Source organism: Iodobacter sp. BJB302, from assembly GCF_002735645.1.
Lineage (GTDB): Bacteria > Pseudomonadota > Gammaproteobacteria > Burkholderiales > Chitinibacteraceae > Iodobacter.
The window spans coordinates 1-18,885 of the sequence record NZ_PDZG01000083.1 but is presented as its reverse complement, the minus strand read 5'-3'; the positions used below and the strand labels follow the sequence as shown (position 1 = coordinate 18,885).

Below are 18,885 nucleotides of genomic sequence, written 5' to 3'. Positions count from 1 at the left end.
ACATTAGAAAAACTCCCGACTTGGCCCAATAGCCGAATTGACGAGCTGCTGCCCTTTGTTAAAGATCAGAACCCACAAGATAACGAAGGCTAAAGCAGCTGGCTAGGTGGGAGGGCTGAGCGCTTACGTTAGAAATATCTGCTTCGACAAAGACGTTACGCCAGCAATGATCAAGGCCTAGCGTGGGCAAAATAACTGATTTCTTTTCGGTTTGGGATCTGCTCAGTGTTTAAGAAAAATCGAAGCAGAATGCAGAGAGTTACATATATGCCCTATCTCTGGATGCTAAAGCTGGTTTAGCGTGAGCCGACCTCTGCTTTGCCGGGCAGATACTTTCCAGGTCAACCGTTTGCTCTGGGATATTCGGTAGCTTATTTAGAAATCAGCATGTCAATATAGGTTTGGAGAGATCAATTCATTATCTGCGAGCAGTATTTACACCAAACCTTAATTTTTTTAAAGAACGTTGGGTGAGGTTATATAACCATGCTAGAGGTTTTTTTTTGTTATTTCTGTTTAAAATTTGATAGTTTATTAACAGCTTTTCATTTGACTGCCAATGAGCTAACTCATGGTGAGTTGCATTGAAGATGGTGGGATAGTCAAAGTCCACATTATAGAATTTGGCGCAAATATTTAAGCATTTTATTGAAATGGCAGTCTCTATCGCCTCATCATTGTTGGCATTTTTATCTGCGCGTTTTCCTCCGCAAATGCCATGTGAAATAGCAAAGAAAGCTCTAGCGTGTGGATGTGGGTGAGATGTATTTTCGTAAAACTCGCTCTGAAAATTTTTTCTTGAGAAAAATATGTTGAATAAAATTGCAATTCCTAGGCAATAGAAATGGATCCATTGCTCATATGGAATATTGTTCTCTTTCGATTGTAAGCAAGCTAAAATTCTTGCGTACAAAAATTGCGCACCATATATATCAGCATCGCACTCTATAAACCTTGCTTTCACATCGTAGAAGCTATGTAAAGCTTCATCGCAATATGCAGTTGTAGAAATTTGATTGTCTAGGGCGTACTCAATATGACCTCTAACAATATGAGCGTACTCATGCCAATAAGCCATTTCTGATACGAAACTGCATAAGTTTCTTTTCGCTTGTTCTGGGTTATCTCCAACTTTCTGGAAGAAATTAATATTGTTGTCAACAATTTGAGTGCAATGTTCATAGATAGATTTATAAAGACCATCGTGCATATATATCAAATATTGAACTTCCTTAGCTCCTTCCGGAGTTGTTCGAGTAGCAGAAGCATTGATTTCATCTGAGGTTCGCTTCAAATATATAATGTCCACATTTTTAGGGAGATATTGCTTTCCAATCTTACTCAATACAATTTGAGCGTTGTCAGAGGCATCTTTAAGGAAAAGTTCATATGTGAACATTTTTAAACCTAAAATAATTAGTAAAGAATAATTTTTAAGTGCTTGATTGGAATTACTCTAACGAGTGATGTTCTAAAACCTACCACTCAATATTGGTCGGAAACTCGAAAAATAGCGCATCAATTTTCCTTGATTTAGTGCTATGTACAGCAATCAATAGCGACGGAAAATGGGGTGAATCCGCCCACTCCTATGCTCAATGCATGGGCTTGAAATGTCTATTGCGCCCGGGGCAGTCCAGAGCGGTAGTTGTTGTGAAATTTTATACTAGCTATCACGCTTACCAATTTAACCACAGCCTAACGCAGGCTAATACTCTGCTTAAGACGTTAGGCTACACTAATAAATAGAAAAAATTCAGTTGATTGACATTGTTTGGATTGAGCTTGCCTAAGTGCGGTAATGTATTATCTCCCGTCTACAAAGCTAGCATTACGTTAGAAATTATTTATCTCTGTATCGGGTTCACAATAATAAAGGTATGGCGCCCCGCCCAACTTCTGCATATGAAAATTGACTACGTTGAACTAAAGCAATATCGAAACTTCGCTGACGCTCACATAAATTTTGCCAAAAATAGTTTGGTGATCGGAAGCAACGATGTTGGCAAAACAAACATGATCCATGCGTTGCGGCTCTTATTGGACAAGAGTTTATCGGACGCAGATATTGAACCGTCAACCCGTGATTTTCATTGTGCGCAGGATGGTACGCAGGCCGATTTCTTTTCCATCCGGATCGCGTTCTCAGAAGTTACCCAAGACGCCGTGCTTTCCCAGCTAAAGGGGTACGTCAGCGCGACTGGTCATTTTTTTCTTGAGTTTCGTGCCAACCGAGCAAAACTCAGTTATGAGATTGCCGCTGGCCACGATCTAACATTGATGGAGGTGATCCCTAGTCGTTTCTATTTGAAATACTTGCATCTGAAATATATTCATTCCCAGCGTGATCTGATTCGATATATTCGCTCTGAGAAGCGACATCTGCTGCGTCTTGCTCAGGAGTCACGAGATCAAGTGCAAATTGATGCTGACGCAAGGCAATTACATGGGCTTGGATTACTATTGGAGTCTGTGAACGCTGGTGTTAAAAATCTCCACTACGTTGCCGAAGCCACCAAAGACCTCAACAAAGAACTGAAGGCTCTCTCACATCATCACGCTGGGTATAACGTGTCGCTAGATACTGGTGCGATTGATATTCAGCAATTCATCGAACAGCTGGAGCTGGGTGCGAGCACTAACGGCTCGCGTGTGATGCTTGGTGGGGATGGCCGCAACAATCAAATTCTCTTGGCTCTTTGGAAAGCCAAAAGCGTGCTTGAGTACGACCAAGACAGCGAAGTAGTCATCTATTGCGTGGAAGAACCTGAGGCGCACCTACATCCTCATCAACAACGTAAGCTGGCGAACTATCTCATCAGCGAATTGCCCGGTCAAACCATTGTTACTTCGCATTCTCCACAGATTGCAGCCAGTTACCAACCTAATTCGATCGTACGTTTGCTTCGCAATCAAGGAGCATCCCGTGCCGCAAGCCAAGGATGCTCCGATTGCATAGACAATGCTTGGACAGGGTTTGGCTATCGGATGAGTATTCTTCCTGCTGAAGCCTTTTTTGCTTCGGCAGTCATGCTCGTCGAGGGGCCGTCTGAAATGCTCTTTTATTCAGCGCTAGCTCGTGCGCACAAATTCGATCTTGATCAATGCAACGTGTCGCTACTATCTGTCGATGGAGTTTCATTCGCAGTCTATAAGCGTATTTTGAATGCCCTAGAAATACCGTTCTCAATGCGAACCGACAACGATATTTCCGACATTCATACTGGCCCCAGAAGTTCACCAACAGTGAAGCGCCAACTCGCAGGTATCAATCGTGCGCTATCACTTGCGGGTTTGCCTACAGAAGTACATCGCCCTTTGCCATACCAGCAAGCCAACTCGCTAGTTGATGGTACTTGGCAAACGGCAAGTGATGCCGTAGCTCCTTTGGGTATCTTTCTGTCACAGATTGATCTAGAGCACGACATTGCGACAGAACTTCCTGCGCTACTGACTGGGCTCAAAGGCTACGCACTGCCTCAAGCTATCGAATATCTGCAAGGCAAGAAAGCTATCCGCATGCAGGAGTTTTTGGAGCATGCTGAGTCCATTGGGACGTTCTGCGCACCGCTATCTGGGTATTTGTTAAAGCCGCTGCTCCATTGTATGAACGCGGCAGCTGCTGCGGATTCGTAATCCATGGCCAACTTCAAACCAAATACCCAACAAGAGCAAGCGATTCAATGTCAGAGTGACATGGTAATTGTCGCCCGCCCCGGAAGTGGTAAAACCAGGGTCCTGTCACGCAAGATCCGAAACCTTGTTTCGGAGCTACGTCCTTACCAAGGCATTATTGCTATTTCTTTCACGAACAAAGCGAGTGATGAACTGGCACGCCGCTGCAAAGCAGATGCTTTTGACGTCAAGCATTCATTCTTCGGTACGATCGACGAGTTTTGCCTTCGTGAGATAGTTTTTCCGTTCGTACGGCAGTTGATGCCTGTGGGGGCTAAAGCCAAGACAGCCAAGTTAGAAGAGTTACCCGAGCAGGTGAGGGTGTTGTTGCCAGCTACGCTGATTCAGAATGCAACCACTTCTAACACGGATGAGTTTCTACCATTTTTACAAGGCGCGCTGGCTAAGGGTTTTGTCCCTTTGGAAGCGGTAGGAATGCTCTCCCGCTACATAGTCGAACAATCCTTTGCCTGCCAGAAATACCTCAAGGCACGGTATCGCGCCGTATTTATCGATGAGTATCAGGATAGTGGGTACTTCCAGCATGAGCTTTTTCTAAAGCTAAAGGCTCTAGGTTTGATCGCTGTTGCTGTAGGTGATGGTGATCAATCCATTTATGCTTTCGCGTATAAAGACTCCCGTTACCTTCTGGAGCTTGCCGCGCAAAACAGTGGTTTTTCACACTTTGCCATCACCACTAATTTCCGCAGTCATCCGTCAATCAACGACTTTGCGCTGCGTCTGCTCGACTCGAATCACTTAGTCGCACCGACAAATGATATGCGAGTATTCATAAAAACAATCACCGGTAACCAACGAGATATCGGAGTTTGGTTAAATACAGCCATTCCCCATCTTATGAATCACTACGGAGTTGGTTCAGCAGATAGGGTCGCCATTTTTTGTCGGAGTCTGCATTCTGCACGGTTGATTACAGATAGTCTGGGGTTGGCATACCATTTGTTCGAGGATGCTCCGTTCGCCACGGCTCCGACGGTTGAAACATGCCTTTTCTCTGAGTTGCTGAAACTACGCTATGACCATAATTTGACCGCAGAACCGTTGATTGAACGTGCAAATATGCTCAAGCTAAGTCCACCAATGAAACGCGAGCTTCGACAGGCGCTTTTGCGATGTAGAACTTGCGCAGATGATGCCTTGGTTGCATCTGTGTTGGATGCGGCTACGCGACTACAGGGGCAACCACCATCATCAACCGGCGCAACGGAGCTTGAATCAGTATGTGGAGATACTAGCAAGCTTCGCTGGTTTCACACCGCGAGCCGGGATACAGTTCAGGTCATGACGTTACATAAGGCCAAAGGGCTGGAGTTTGATCTTGTATTCCATGCAGATCTTTACGATCACGTTATCCCAAAACGCATATATCCACCGGGACCGTATGGTCAGGTCGTCTTCGACAACGAAATACAATGCCTAAATCTGCATTATGTAGGGATTACTCGGGCGGTTAAGGCTTGTGTTTTGATGACTTCTACCACTCGAATTAATGGGCAAGTACAGCTTAAAAATGGTGCTCCATCGCAGTTCATCGGCAGAAATGGGACAAACGCTATAGTAATACCTTGGTAGTACAAGGGGAGCCAAGTCCCGTTTTGGAACCGGGGCAATTGTGCAAACGTTGAATGGGCAATGCTTTGAACCGGTCAAACCCAACGAAATGTGGGTGAGCGATATTAGCTATGTTCCGACCGCCGAAGGTTAGCTGTATTTGGCTGGAATCAAGGATGTATTTACCTGTGAAATCGTCGGTTATGCGATGGGTAGCCGAATGACCAAAGAGCTGGTGAGTGCTGCATTGACACTGGCTTTGGCGCAAAAGCGACCGAAGGCTGGGTTGATTTTACATTCGGATCGAGGCAGTCAATATTGCTCGCACGACTATCAGCGGCAAGTGGCAATGGCGGGCTTGCAGGGATCGATGTCACGCAAAGGGAATTGCTATGACAATGCGCCAATGGAAAGCTTTTGGGGCTCATTGAAAAATGAATTGGTGCATCATCGAAATTACAAAACACGAGCACAAGCGCAGGGCAAAATATTCTGGTAAAAGCTGAGACAACTGTTTATTTGGGGTCTGATCCACACGCTGCAATTGAAGTGCGTGCCGACAATTTAACGCACGAAGAGCTTTTGAACGCCATTAATGAAGGACGTGATGCACATAGTTACGAGACTCTTTATGCACAATGCGAAAAAAGCACAATAGTCTGATCAAGCTTAGATAGTACAAATCTAGTTTTTAATGCCGTCGAAAGACGTCTTTTTTTACTTTTGAGACAGGACATCGCACAAAAACATGGTTTCTCGTCGGGGCTTTGTTTTGAGTATCGATCAGCTCTCTATTGTTGCCCATTATTTATCCTCTAATTAAGGGGGAAGATTTTCTGACTACTGCTTGAGCACTAGGCGACGTCTTGAGACCGCATCACTTGTGGCCGCTAAGGCATAACAATGGTCTCTAACGTTGAACTTTTGAACTTCGGTTTCAAAACAAATAACAGGCGAAATCCTAAAATAATTATTGCAAATCCTACAACGATTTTCGTGTATAAATATAGAAAATGCTCAACAAAAAAGCCCCTTTCGGGGCTTCTCTGGCTTCAAACGGGGGCCACAAAAATCTAGAAAAGTGGGAAATATCTAGAAGTTAATGGGATCCTACAACAAATCAAATATCCACATTCCGCGCAATCAGCGCATTCTGTTCGATAAATTGACGACGTGGCTCTACCTGATCGCCCATCAGGGTGGTGAATACCGCATCCGCGCCCAGCGCGTCTTCCACGTTTACTTTCAAGAGGCGGCGTACGGTGACGTCCATGGTGGTTTCCCAGAGCTGTTCCGGGTTCATTTCGCCCAGACCTTTATAGCGCTGGATGGCGATGTTGCGGCGGATCAGGCCAAGCAGCCATTCGATGGCGTCTTTAAAGTTGCTCACAGCTTGCACTTGCTCGCCGCGTTTAACTTTAGCGCCGTCCCCCAAGAGGCCGTTCAGCATGTCGGCGGTTTTGCGCATTTGCGCGTAATCGCCAGACAGCAGGAAGGCTTCGTCCAGGTATTGCAGCGTTGATACACCATGCTGGCGGCGCGATGCGGTGATCACATAGCTTTCTTCTGAGCGGGTAAAGCTGAAGGTGTAGCGCGGGCTGTTTGGCGTGGCCACTTTTTCCATGGCGCTGGTCAGCAGATCCACACTTTGCTGTGCTTCGGCTTCGTTGCTTAATGTCAGTGCTGGCAGGGCAATCATGGCCTGCAGTACGGCTGCATCAATAAAGCGGCTGTGGCGGTCGATCACTGCTTCAGAGGCAAAGTACTGGCGGGCCAGTTTTTCCAGCGCTTCACCAGCAATGGCTTCACGGTCTTCGCCCGGCAAGAGGGATGCACCATTTAAAGCCTGGCGCAGCAGATATTGCTTCAGCTCGGCTTCGTCTTTCAGGTAAGACTCGCTCTTGCCGTGTTTGATTTTGAATAGTGGCGGCTGGGCGATATAGATATAGCCGCGCTCCACCAGCTCTGGCAGCTGGCGGTAGAAGAAGGTCAGCAGCAGCGTACGGATGTGCGAGCCGTCCACGTCCGCATCGGTCATGATAATGATGCGGTGGTAGCGCAGTTTTTCGATATTGAAATCGTCTTTACCAATCCCGCAGCCCAGCGCGGTAATCAGCGTGCCAACTTCCTGGCTGGAGATCATTTTGTCGAAACGTGCACGTTCCACGTTCAGGATTTTACCTTTCAAAGGCAAAATCGCCTGGAACTTTCGATCGCGGCCTTGCTTGGCCGATCCACCCGCAGAATCACCCTCGACGAGGTAGATTTCTGATTTGGCAGGATCTTTTTCCTGGCAGTCGGCCAGCTTGCCCGGCAGGCCCAGGCCATCGAGCACGCCTTTACGGCGGGTTAGTTCACGCGCACGGCGGGCTGCATCGCGGGCACGGGCTGCATCCACAATCTTGCCGCAGATGATTTTGGCGTCGTTAGGGTTTTCTAAGAGGAAATCGGCCAGTGCCTGGCTGATGACTTCGCTGACAACCGGGCCAATTTCGCTGGAAACCAGCTTGTCTTTGGTCTGGCTGCTGAATTTTGGATCGGGCATTTTTACTGATAACACGCAGGTCAGGCCTTCGCGCATATCGTCGCCGGAGGTTTCTACCTTGGCTTTTTTGGCGTGCTCGTTTTGCTCAATATATTGATTGAGGGTACGGGTCATCACCTGGCGCAGCGCAGTCATGTGGCTGCCGCCATCCCTTTGCGGGATATTATTGGTAAAGCATTGCACGGATTCCTGATAGGAATCGTTCCATTGCATCGCTACTTCCACCATCATGCCGTCTTTCTCGCCATAGGCATGGAAGATATGCGGGTGAAGTACCGACTTATTGCGGTTCATGTATTCAACAAAGCCACTTACGCCGCCCACGTAGGCAAAGTTTTCTTCCTTGCCGTGGCTGCGGTCGATCAGCTGGATTTTTACGCCGTTATTTAAGAATGACAGCTCACGTATCCGCTTGGCCAGAATCTCGAAGTGGTATTCCACTAGGCCAAAGGTCTCGATCGAGGCCATAAAGTGCACTTCGGTACCACGGCGCTCGGTGTCACCAATCACTTTTAAAGGTGAAACGGCTTCGCCCTGGCGAAACTCCATGCTGTGCGCTTTGCCATTACGGCGAATGGTCAGCTTCAGCCAGTCGGATAAGGCATTTACCACCGACACACCCACACCGTGCAAGCCGCCAGAAACTTTGTAGCTGTTCTGGTCAAACTTACCGCCGGCGTGCAGCTCGGTCATAACGATTTCGGCGGCAGAACGCTTGAATTCGTCGTCTTCTTTGATATCGGTTGGAATACCACGGCCGTTGTCTTCTACGCTGATAGAGTTATCGGCGTGGATAATCACTTTAATCGTGTCGCAATGCCCGGCCAGCGCCTCGTCAATGGCGTTATCCAGCACTTCGAACACCATATGGTGCAGGCCGCTGCCGTCCTGTGTATCACCGATATACATGCCCGGACGTTTCCGAACGGCTTCAAGACCTTTCAGAATTCTAATGCTATCGGCGCCATATTCTTGTTGCTCAGACATTGCTTATTCCTTAAATCAACAAACAAACCAACGGATCGTTGCAAAACTACTGCGAATCCCAATTACTGCGTGAAAAAATGGCTCAAAATCCTCATTTACATACGTAAACTCCGGTTCTTCTTCATTTTTTGCCTTGCCCTTGGGCTTCTCGCTACGTTTTCCAACGATCCGTTAATCAATATTTCAACCAGACCAAATAAAAAAAGCCGGTCAAAATCATAAAAACAGTGCGAATATTCCATTACTGGGGCCAGAACCTGTCATCTTACAAATGCAAAAGGCCGGGGCAACCCCGACCTTAGCCGTAAACTTAGCGTGGCTAAATACGCATTGGCATTACGATGTATTTGAAGTGCTCGTTATCCGGGATAGTTACCAGTACCGAAGAGGTCACATCGCCAAACGAGAAGTGCAGCGTTTCAACCGATGTATTGGTTAATACGTCCAGCAGATACTGGATGTTAAAGCCGATATCCAGCGGCGCGCCGCTGTAATCGACTTCTACTTCTTCCTGCGCTTCTTCCTGCTCATTATTGTTACACATGATTTTAAGCAGGCCGTCGGTCAGCACTAAGCGTACGCCACGGAATTTTTCGTTTGATAAAATCGCAGCGCGCTGCATAGAGGCCAGCAACATCTGGCGCTCAATCAGCAGGCCTTTATCATTGTTTTGCGGAATCACGCGGTTGTAATCGGGGAATTTACCGTCGACCACTTTGCTGTGAATCACAATATTGCCAAAAGCAAAACGCACCTGATTGCTGGCGATATCGATGGTGACTTCGTCATCCGAATCGGCCAGTAATTTATATAATTCCAGGATGGTTTTACGCGGCAGGATCACTTCGTTTTTAGCGAAATCACCCAGAATTTCTGCCGATGCAAAAGCCAGACGGTGGCCATCAGTGGCAACCAGTTTGAGCAAATTGCCTTCGGTAACCATGAATAAACCGTTTAAGTAATAACGGATATCCTGGTGTGCCATCGTAAATTGCGTGCGGCCCAGCAAGGCTTTTAACTGGCCTTGTGGCATGCGTACTGTGGCGCGCAGATTGGTATCTACCGCCAGTTGCGGGAAATCAGCGGCGGGCAGCGTTTGCAGATTAAAGCGGCTTTTACCTGCTTTAATCGTCAGACGGCCGTCGGCCTCTTCCATGCTCACAACGGTTTTATCCGCAATAGCACGCAAGATATCAGACAGCTTTTTAGCCGCGACTGTAATGGCGAAATCGTCGCCAGAGAAGCCTTCGGCCTGACGGCTACTGATCTGAATTTCAAGATCGGTGCCGGTAAAGGACAGGGCGTCGCCATCCTTCTTGATCAACACGTTCGAGAGAATGGGCAGGGTATGCCTGCGCTCAACAATACCGGTGACCGTGGCCAGCGGCTTCAGGAGCGCATCGCGTTCGGCTTGCAAGAGTTGCATGGCGCCTCGTTCCGAAAAATGGGTTTAACCGCAGGATTCTAACCGATTTACAGCATGTGTAGGGAATGAATGGCGCTTCGCCATGTTAAATAAGCTAAGCAACCTTCAAACTTACAAAACCAGCCGGTGTTTTATACAAAATGCATAGTACATTTTAAAGCCACACGGCCGGCAAACGGGCAAACCAGCCACGGGTTTAAGCGCCTGATTTACCCACAAAAGATTAACTGCGCAGCATTTGCAACAATACACCGTACTGATGGGCGATTTCGCTGTCGCTGCCGCGCATTTCTTCGATGGTGCGGCAGGCATGCAGGACTGTAGTGTGGTCCCGCCCGCCAAACGCTTCACCAATCGCAGGCAAGGACATTTGTGTCAGCTCTTTTGTCAGCGCCATGGCAATCTGCCTTGGCCGTGCAATATCACGGGTGCGTTTTTTAGAGTGCATATCTGCAATCTTGATTTTATAAAAATCCGCCACCGTTTTCTGAATATTTTCTACCGATACCTGACGGCTGCCAGACGCCAAAATATCTTTCAGCGCTTCTTTTGCGGCATCCAGTGTAATCGGCTGATTGGTAAAGCGTGAATAAGCCAATACCCGTTTCAATGCGCCTTCTAACTCCCGCACATTTGAGCGGATATGTTTGGCCACAAAAAACGCCACATTGGCATCAAGCTTGAAATTTTCACGCTCGGCTTTTTTCATCAGAATGGCCACGCGCATTTCCAGCTCTGGCGGCTCAATCGCTACAGTCAGCCCCCATGAAAAGCGCGAAGTCAGGCGCTCTTGCAGGCCATCGATTTCTTTTGGATAGCGATCCGACGTGATAATAATCTGCTTGTGCGCTTCAACGAGGGCATTAAAAGCATAGAAGAATTCTTCCTGCGTTTTATCTTTGCCCACAAAAAACTGAATATCATCAATCAGCAGCAAATCCAGCGAATGATAGTAGCGTTTAAACTCGTCAAACGCCTTGTGCTGGTAAGCGCGCACCACATCCTGCACGTATTTTTCGGCGTGAATATAGCGGATCTTGGCACCAGGATTACGCTGATGCACATAATTACCAATCGATTGAATCAAGTGAGTTTTACCCAAGCCCACGCCGCCATACACAAACAGCGGGTTGTAGCTTACGCCAGGGTTTTCAGCCACCTGAATCGCTGCGGCGCGTGCCAGCTGATTGGCCTTACCGGTAACCAGCGTTTCAAAGGTAAAATTTGGGTTTAAGCGTGTTGTTTCGTGATTGGCGGCAGACACACTGATCACGGCTTTGGCAGGCGCAGGCTTGCCTTCGGCAGCACTGGTATTGCTGGCCTGAGGCGCAGCAGCAGGCCTTTGCATAGAGCCAACACGCAGGGCAATCACCGGCGCATCGCCACTTGCAAAGCTTGAAGCAGCTTCTTCAATCATCCCAAGATAACGATCACGGATAAATTGTAAGAAAATCTGATTAGGTACGATCAGGTTTAAGCCTTCATCGGTCATTTCAACCGTAAGGGGTTTAATCCAGATACGAAACTGGTCCGCGCCCAAACGACGCTCCAACTCAGTAAGGCAGTGGGGCCAGCAATTTTCCAGCACAGACATAGGGGTATCCTGTCCGTCGTGATTCGCAAACACGCAAATATACCTCGTTAAAAAAGAGGCCCACGACGAAAGCGGTGATGTTATTCAAGGAGAACGAGGGGCGATTGTACCGCTTCATCCCATACTTATCCACAGCCCTATTATGCAGCGGATCAATAAAAGGTATTGACAAGACAGCCCAGTAGCTATGTAATCAACGGTTTACTTCGGTTTTGTTTGGCAGGGATCCAATATTATGAAACGTACATTCCAACCTTCAGTTATCAAACGCAAACGCACTCACGGTTTTCGTGCACGTATGAAAACCCGTGGTGGCGTAGCTGTTGTTAATGCTCGCCGCGCAAAGGGCCGCAAGGTTTTGACCGCTTAATTGCGGGCAAAAACCTTGAAGCTAAACTTTGTTGGGACACACCCAAGCTGGTTTTGCGCGCAATATGCGCCTGCTAAAAGCGGATGAATTTTCATCCGTTTTTAGTTTGCGCTGTTCTTCTTCCAATGAGTTTTTTCAAGTACTTGGCAGGCCCAATGGGCTGGATCACGCCAGACTTGGTTTAGTTGTTGGTAAAAAAACAGACAAACGGGCCGTAGGCCGCAACTACATCAAACGCACAGTGCGGGAAACATTTCGCCTGAACGCAAATAAAGTATCCGGCATCGATCTGGTGGTACGTGCACGTCGGCCATTTGGAAAAAAAGATGGCGCTGCAGCCCGTGAAGCACTTATTTCACTGCTCGGCAAGATTCACAAATGTCGAAAATAATCGTCGCGCTACTGCAACTTTACCGGTTTACAATAAGCCCGCTCCTTGGAGCGCGTTGTCGCTTTACGCCAAGCTGCTCCCAATACGGTATTGAAGCCGTCACACGCTACGGCGCAGTGAAAGGGAGCTGGCTGACTACTCGCCGGCTGTGCCGTTGCCACCCTTGGGGTGGCTGTGGCTATGATCCGGTACCATAAATCTGCATACCCTTTCGAGCCAAGATGGATACCAAAAGACTCATCCTCTTTATCGCGTTGTCATTCGGCATTCTGTTCTTCTGGCAGAAGTGGATGGAAGAGCGTTACCCACAAATAAAAACGCCTGCAACCACTGCAAGCGCAACGAATAGTGCAACGCCACAACAAGCTGCTGCGCCAGGCCAGGCACCACAGGATGCAGGCAGACTGCAGCGCGGCCAGCGCATTACAGTTAAAACCGACCTCTTTAATGCTGAAATCGACACCAATGGTGCCGATCTACGTCGCGTAGAGCTGCTAAAGCATGGCATGGTCGATAATGCTAAGAAGCCATTTGCCCTGCTGCAGGACGAAGGCGAACACGTCTATGTGGCACAAACCGGCCTGATCGGTGAAGGCCTGCCAACGCATAAAAGCATTTTTACCAGCGCACAAAACGCTTACCAACTGGCTGATGGCCAGAAGGAAGTTTCTGTTCGCCTAGAAGCCGCGGGCCCCGGTGGTGTAAAAATCGCTAAGATTTACACCTTTAAGCGCGACAGCTATCTGATTGATGTGAAGTACGAGCTGGTTAACGGCTCCGCTAAACCATTAACCACTTCGGCTTACTACCGTTTGCTGCGCGATGGCAAAACACCTGAAGGCAGCGGCGGCCATATGGGCGCAACTACCTTTACCGGCCCGGCTGTTTACACCGACAAGAAGAAATTCCAAAAGGTTGAATTCAGCAAGCTGGACAAGGGTGAAGCTACCTACGAGCAGGCAGCCAAAGACGGCTGGGTTGCCATGCTGCAGCACTACTTTGCCAGTGCCTGGATCGTTTCCCCTACTGGCTTGCCAGCAGTGGGCGGCGCAAATGGCGTTCGCTATGAGCTGAAAAAACTGCCGGATGGCCTCTACTCTGCCGGTGTGATTGTTGATTTACCAACAATTGCCGCCAATGCAAAGTATGAAACCAGCGTTCCGTTGTTTGTTGGCCCGGAAGAAACCCGCGTACTGAACACCGTATCCGAAGGTTTTGATCTGATTAAAGATTATGGCATTTTCACCATTTTCTCTAAGCCCATCTTTGCTGTGCTGGATTTTATCCACAAGATGGTTGGCAACTGGGGCTGGTCGATTATTCTGCTGACCATGCTGATCAAAGCGATGTTCTTCCCTCTGGCTGCCGCGAGCTACCGCTCTATGGCTAAAATGCGCAAGCTTGCACCGCGCATGGAACAGCTGAAAGCGAAGCATGGCGATGACAAGATGAAGTTCCAGCAAGCCGTGATGGAAATGTATAAAACCGAGAAAGTAAACCCGCTGGGTGGTTGTCTGCCTATGCTGGTACAGATTCCGGTCTTTATTGCACTTTACTGGGCACTGCTGGCATCGGTTGAATTACGTCAGGCACCATGGATTTTCTGGATTACTGACTTATCGGTGAAAGATCCTTACTACGTACTGCCAGTCTTGATGACGATCTCGATGTATATCCAAACATCGCTGTCGCCACCACCACCGGATCCGATGCAAGCTAAGATGATGAAGATTATGCCGCTGATGTTCAGTGTGTTCTTCTTCTTCTTCCCGGCAGGCCTCGTTGTGTACTGGGTAGTGAATAACGTGATTTCTATTGCCCAGCAATGGTATATCACGCGCCAGATTGAAAAAGCAGATGACGACAAACCTGTTAAGCTAGCCAAAGCTTAATCAGTCACTGCCAGATAACGCCGCCCTCGGGCGGCGTTTTTCATTTCAGAGCCATCGGGTGTTGGTGATGACCACACAGCAAATTCATACCGAAATTGAGCAATTTTTTAATGCCTATTGCCTTGCATACAATCAGCAGGACAGCCAGAGTGTTGCCAGGCTGTTTGCCGAGCCTTCAGGTATTGCACAGCAAGGAAAATACACGCATTTTTCCAGCCCGGATGCCACAGTTAAGAATATGCACGAGCTTTGCCAGTGGTATGCAGAGCAAGGCTTCTTACAAGCAAGCTTCAAAATTAATCACCTGTTTTTGCAAGGCACCCAACATGCCATCGCAGATATAGACTGGCAAATTGAGCGCAAGCAGCAAGCGCCGTGGCTGTTCCATACCACGTATAATCTGATTAAAACATCGCAAGGCTGGCTTATCCTGCTTTGCACCGCTTACGAAGAAAGTTTCACTTAATCCCCATACCGAGTACGCCATGCTTTACACCCCCGACATCATCGCCGCCATTGCCACTGCCCCCGGTCGGGGTGGCGTGGGCGTTATTCGCATTTCTGGCCGCAATCTGGGCGATATCACAGCAAAGCTCATCGGCAAGCCCTTAAAGCCCCGTTACGCCCACTTTGCCCGCTTTAAAGCCGCAGATGGCACGGTGCTGGATGAAGGCATTGCGCTGTATTTTCCCGGCCCTAATTCCTTTACCGGCGAAGAAGTGCTGGAGCTGCAAGGCCATGGCGGGCCTGTGGTGATGCAAATGCTGCTGGCACGCTGCCTGGAGCTGGGCGCACGCTTTGCTGAGGCGGGTGAGTTCAGCAAACGCGCTTTCTTTAATGGCAAAATGGATTTGGCTCAGGCCGAAGCCGTGGCCGATCTGATCGATGCCCAATCGGCTGCCGCCGCAAAATCTGCACTTAAATCACTGGATGGTGCGTTCTCGCGTGAGATTCATGTGCTGGTTAACGAGCTGATCACCCTGCGCATGCTGGTAGAAGCCACGCTCGATTTCCCCGAAGAAGATATCGATTTCCTTGAGGCCGCCAATGCACATGGCAAATTACTGGAGCTGCAAAGCCAGCTGCAACGGGTACTTGGCACTGCCACACAAGGCAAATTGCTGCGTGAAGGCATGCATGTTGTGCTTATCGGCCAGCCCAATGTAGGCAAAAGCAGCTTAATGAACGCCCTGGCCGGGGAAGAAATCGCCATCGTCACCGATATTGCCGGCACCACCCGCGACACCGTGCGTGAGCTGATTCAGCTCGATGGCGTACCCGCACATATTATCGATACCGCAGGCTTGCGTGACACCACTGATACTGTAGAAAAAATCGGTATCGAGCGCACTTGGGCAGCCATTGCCAAGGCCGAACTCGCCCTACTGCTGATCGACAGCCGCGTTGGCATTACCTCGGATGACCAAGCCATTCTGGATAAGCTGCCACCCAATCTGCCCGTACTGCGTGTTTTTAATAAAATTGATCTGACTGGCGATGTGCCGGGCATTGTGGCCGACAATGAAATCCACGTATCCGCCAAAGCGGGTATTGGCCTTAACGAGCTGCGCAGCAAGCTGCTGGCTCTTGTAGGTTGGCACGGACATGATGACAGCGTGTTTATCGCCAGAGAGCGCCACCTGAACGCCATCCGCCGCGCCCAAATCCATCTGGAGACTGCTGAGGCGGCCTATCTGCAAATCGAAATCTTTGCAGAAGAATTGCGTCTGGCACAAAACGCGCTCAGCGAAATCACCGGGCAGTTTACTTCTGATGATTTACTTGGCGTGATTTTCAGCCGTTTTTGCATAGGCAAGTAAGGCCGAAAACTCATTAAAAAAACCCGCTTAAATGCGGGTTTTTCTTTTGGGCATTCAAAAACACACCGGCCCATCAGCCTTATTGAGTCAGCATCCCCCGCTCAAAACAGCTGCAAAAAATCCACTTACCTGCCTATAACTTAGCAATGTGGCATCTTGCTGACAGCTTGGCTAAAGTAAGTGCCTATGCAATCCAGACGTATTATGATCAGGATAATATGCTTTTGATTGGCTGTTTCACGGTTTGATATTGCATAAATACATGATTTAACTGACGACACCACCCAGGCAGCAGCGTAGAATTTCCTTTCAATTTACTTTCAAACATACCGTACTAAAAGGAGTCCACCGTGAGCACTACTGACGAAGCAGCCGTTAAGCGACTTTTAGAACTGATTAATCTGGATGACAGTGCCGCTGTAGAAGCGCAATGGGCGGCATTTGAAGAAGAGCTGGATGCACAAAGCGATGACGAATCTGATGATGAAGTGGAGCTGATCTGGATCATCAAAGACGTCATCGACTGGGAATCAGGCTTTTTTGTAGATTGGAAAGACACCGAATCCTTTATTGCCAGCGTAGAAGCACTGGCAGAGCGCGTTGATGTCAGGATCGACTGGGGCGTGGACGACCCGGATGATGATGAGTTTTTAGACAACACCAGCGTGCCGGACCTGATGGAAGCCGCATTCGAGCAACTACGCACCCACGGCTACACACTGTGGAACTGGGCAACCGACAGCGATTGCTACGGCGGCTGGATTGCTAAAAGCGCAGATGATGAAGAAATGCTGAGCCTTTCTGAGGCACTGGGCGTGGAGTTCAGAACGGGTGATATGCCGTTTTAAGCAGCCCCCTAAAAAAATAGAATTTTATAGAGCAGGTGCTTACCTGCGGCTTTATTCAGTATTGCTCGCGGGTTTCACCCCATATACGCTAAGCAAATAGTTATTTATTAGCAAACAGCAAAAAACACAATAACCACGCTCTCCGCATAGGGCCTTTTAAAGCCCCCTTGAAACACGCCGAAGCGAGGAACAAGCGGGGCGGGGGATCGCTTGGGTAGGAGTATCCAGCCAATCCCGCCCGCCGCAGACTCGATTGGACCGCAGTAGGGGCCTTCGTGCTTTGCTGTTGTCGCTTGGCTTCGTTTCTTGGCGAAGCAAGAAAGAAAGGCCCCGCGGTGGCTACCGCTCCAAAATCAACGTGCCGAAGGCGCTAAAAAGGTCTTTTTGACTTTGCTTGGCGCGTATGGGGTGCAACCCGCGTATTTTTCAGCATGGCTCGCGGGTTGCAATCGCTCTACAAAAAAATTCGCTTAAGTTGATAGGATTAAAGCTTCCTGCCACTTAAACCAACAAAGCCCCGGCCAAAGCAAACCCGGACCTGTAAGCGCCTTCTGCTTTGCCGCCTGCCAGCCAATCCCCGGCTAAGGCCAGGCCATCATCGCTGAGGGCATAGGGCTTTTCTGCTGCAGGTATAGCGCTGCTGGCATAGCGCCAGCGGTAAGCGCTCATTTGCAGCAGTTTAAAGACGGGTAAATTATCCACCGGCATATCGTGGAATAAATCACCAAAAGCGCGGGTTAACAGGGCGCAGGCTTTGTCTGGCGTTAAGGCTAAGTGCTCGCGCGACCATTCTGGCGAGGCATGCGCCACCCAGTTTTCTTCGCTGCCACGGCCAGGTTTGCTGGTATTTCTGGCCAGCCAGGTAAACGGGCCTTGGTTAATAAACAAGCCATCAAAGGGCAGAGCTATGGGTCTTGCTGAATGAATCAGCAGCGCCCAGCATGGCTCCATCGGGCAAGATGCAGCAACAGCGGCCAAAGCATGGCCTGCCGGAAGCAGCGGTGCAAGCTGATCGGCTGGCATGGTCAGCACCAATTTGTCCGCTTGCCAGCTTTCCTCGCCTGCCAGCACTTGCCAGCTGCCATCCAGATTGCGGATGCCGTCGATATCAATCTCAAATAAAACTTCGATGCCTTCAACCAACTGGTGCAATGGCGCGTCCATGCCCGGCACGCCTACCCAGCGTTGTTGTGGGCCTGGCTGGCTGAAATACTGGCCATCCCATGCCTGAATTTTACCAGCCCATTCGTCCACACAGCCCGCTTGCTGCCACTTTGCAACTTGCGCTGCAAAATCGCTGTCGCTGGCGGTAAAGTATTGCGCGCCGTGATCCCACTCACCTTTTGCCGTGCTACGGCAGGCCATACGCCCGCCTAAAACCGGCGCTTTTTCTAAAACTAAAACCTTCTTGCCTGCGTCCTGCAAGCGCCGCGCACAGCTTAAACCCGCCATGCCTGCGCCAAGAATAAGTACATCGTATTGGGAAGACATGTTTTCTCTCTTCAATCATTAAATAAATCAGCTGCCGGATCTTACCAGCCCACTACATGGCTCTGCTGACGTTTATTACACCGCTCAGCGCAGGCGCGAAGTAAACATTAACAGGCCTTACTTGCGGTATATAAAAGGCGGTCTGCTCTCAATGCTGTTCACTTTATAGTCAAATGATGGATAATTGATAGATAATTTCTTTTTTTCATTAATCATGAAGTATGGCGAGCAGAGCTGCACATTTGGAAGATTCGATTCGAATATCTGACTACTT

At 48.8% G+C, this 18,885-nt stretch carries 14 protein-coding genes and 1 pseudogene; 10 read left to right on the top strand and 5 right to left on the bottom strand.

Annotated features, from left to right (window positions below; all coding sequences use genetic code 11):
* Positions 1 to 418 precede the first annotated feature (418 nt).
* Entirely contained in the window at positions 419 to 1,399 is a 981-nt protein-coding gene (locus CSQ88_RS19460; RefSeq protein WP_099399742.1) for a hypothetical protein, read from the bottom strand.
* A 506-nt stretch (positions 1,400 to 1,905) separates the two neighbouring features.
* Here CSQ88_RS19460 and CSQ88_RS19455 point away from each other — a divergent pair.
* The 3 genes and pseudogenes from CSQ88_RS19455 to CSQ88_RS19445 form a co-directional block, all read left to right on the top strand.
* Positions 1,906 to 3,636: an ATP-dependent endonuclease gene (locus CSQ88_RS19455; RefSeq protein ID WP_099399741.1), complete on the top strand. Its 1,731-nt coding sequence runs from the start codon at positions 1,906 to 1,908 to the stop codon at positions 3,634 to 3,636.
* Between the two features lie 3 nt (positions 3,637 to 3,639).
* Positions 3,640 to 5,268: a UvrD-helicase domain-containing protein gene (locus tag CSQ88_RS19450; RefSeq protein ID WP_099399740.1), complete on the top strand. Its 1,629-nt coding sequence runs from the start codon at positions 3,640 to 3,642 to the stop codon at positions 5,266 to 5,268.
* 37 nt (positions 5,269 to 5,305) lie between these two features.
* A pseudogene (locus tag CSQ88_RS19445) lies at positions 5,306 to 5,737 on the top strand (IS3 family transposase); the annotation flags it as partial.
* Positions 5,738 to 6,367: 630 nt separating this feature from the next.
* On the opposite strand, the gene gyrB reads toward CSQ88_RS19445, so the two are convergent.
* The 3 genes from gyrB to dnaA all read right to left on the bottom strand — a co-directional run bounded on the left by gyrB (position 6,368) and on the right by dnaA (position 11,799).
* On the bottom strand, positions 6,368 to 8,779 hold the full coding sequence (gyrB, locus tag CSQ88_RS19440; RefSeq protein ID WP_099399739.1) for a DNA topoisomerase (ATP-hydrolyzing) subunit B: 2,412 nt from the start codon (positions 8,777 to 8,779) through the stop codon (positions 6,368 to 6,370).
* 319 nt (positions 8,780 to 9,098) lie between these two features.
* Positions 9,099 to 10,205, bottom strand: a complete 1,107-nt coding sequence (gene dnaN / locus CSQ88_RS19435; RefSeq protein WP_046351797.1) for a DNA polymerase III subunit beta — start codon at positions 10,203 to 10,205, stop codon at positions 9,099 to 9,101.
* A 223-nt stretch (positions 10,206 to 10,428) separates the two neighbouring features.
* A complete protein-coding gene (dnaA, locus tag CSQ88_RS19430) occupies positions 10,429 to 11,799 on the bottom strand; it encodes a chromosomal replication initiator protein DnaA (RefSeq protein ID WP_099399738.1) in 1,371 nt (456 codons plus the stop codon).
* Between the two features lie 235 nt (positions 11,800 to 12,034).
* Here dnaA and rpmH point away from each other — a divergent pair, with 235 nt between their 5' ends.
* The 7 genes from rpmH (at position 12,035) to CSQ88_RS19395 (ending at position 17,120) form a co-directional block, all read left to right on the top strand.
* On the top strand, positions 12,035 to 12,169 hold the full coding sequence (gene rpmH / locus CSQ88_RS19425; protein WP_099399737.1) for a 50S ribosomal protein L34: 135 nt from the start codon (positions 12,035 to 12,037) through the stop codon (positions 12,167 to 12,169).
* A gap of 64 nt (positions 12,170 to 12,233) precedes the next feature.
* Complete coding sequence (gene rnpA, locus CSQ88_RS19420; protein WP_099399736.1) at positions 12,234 to 12,560, top strand: ribonuclease P protein component; 327 nt, start codon at positions 12,234 to 12,236, stop codon at positions 12,558 to 12,560.
* Positions 12,548 to 12,757, top strand: coding sequence for a membrane protein insertion efficiency factor YidD (gene yidD, locus CSQ88_RS19415; protein ID WP_099399735.1), 210 nt, complete (start codon positions 12,548 to 12,550; stop codon positions 12,755 to 12,757). The genes rnpA and yidD overlap by 13 nt, the downstream gene beginning before the upstream one ends.
* A 24-nt stretch (positions 12,758 to 12,781) precedes the next feature.
* Entirely contained in the window at positions 12,782 to 14,452 is a 1,671-nt protein-coding gene (gene yidC, locus CSQ88_RS19410; RefSeq protein ID WP_099399734.1) for a membrane protein insertase YidC, read from the top strand.
* Positions 14,453 to 14,519: 67 nt separating this feature from the next.
* On the top strand, positions 14,520 to 14,918 hold the full coding sequence (locus CSQ88_RS19405; protein ID WP_099399733.1) for a hypothetical protein: 399 nt from the start codon (positions 14,520 to 14,522) through the stop codon (positions 14,916 to 14,918).
* 19 nt (positions 14,919 to 14,937) lie between these two features.
* The gene (gene mnmE / locus CSQ88_RS19400) at positions 14,938 to 16,272 is read left to right on the top strand and encodes a tRNA uridine-5-carboxymethylaminomethyl(34) synthesis GTPase MnmE (RefSeq protein ID WP_099399732.1); all 1,335 of its coding nucleotides are present in this window, start codon (positions 14,938 to 14,940) and stop codon (positions 16,270 to 16,272) included.
* A 350-nt stretch (positions 16,273 to 16,622) separates the two neighbouring features.
* A complete protein-coding gene (locus CSQ88_RS19395; RefSeq protein ID WP_099399731.1) occupies positions 16,623 to 17,120 on the top strand; it encodes a hypothetical protein in 498 nt (165 codons plus the stop codon).
* A 501-nt stretch (positions 17,121 to 17,621) separates the two neighbouring features.
* Here the strand turns inward: CSQ88_RS19395 and CSQ88_RS19390 are convergent.
* Positions 17,622 to 18,611, bottom strand: coding sequence for an NAD(P)/FAD-dependent oxidoreductase (locus CSQ88_RS19390; protein WP_099399730.1), 990 nt, complete (start codon positions 18,609 to 18,611; stop codon positions 17,622 to 17,624).
* Positions 18,612 to 18,885 lie beyond the last annotated feature (274 nt).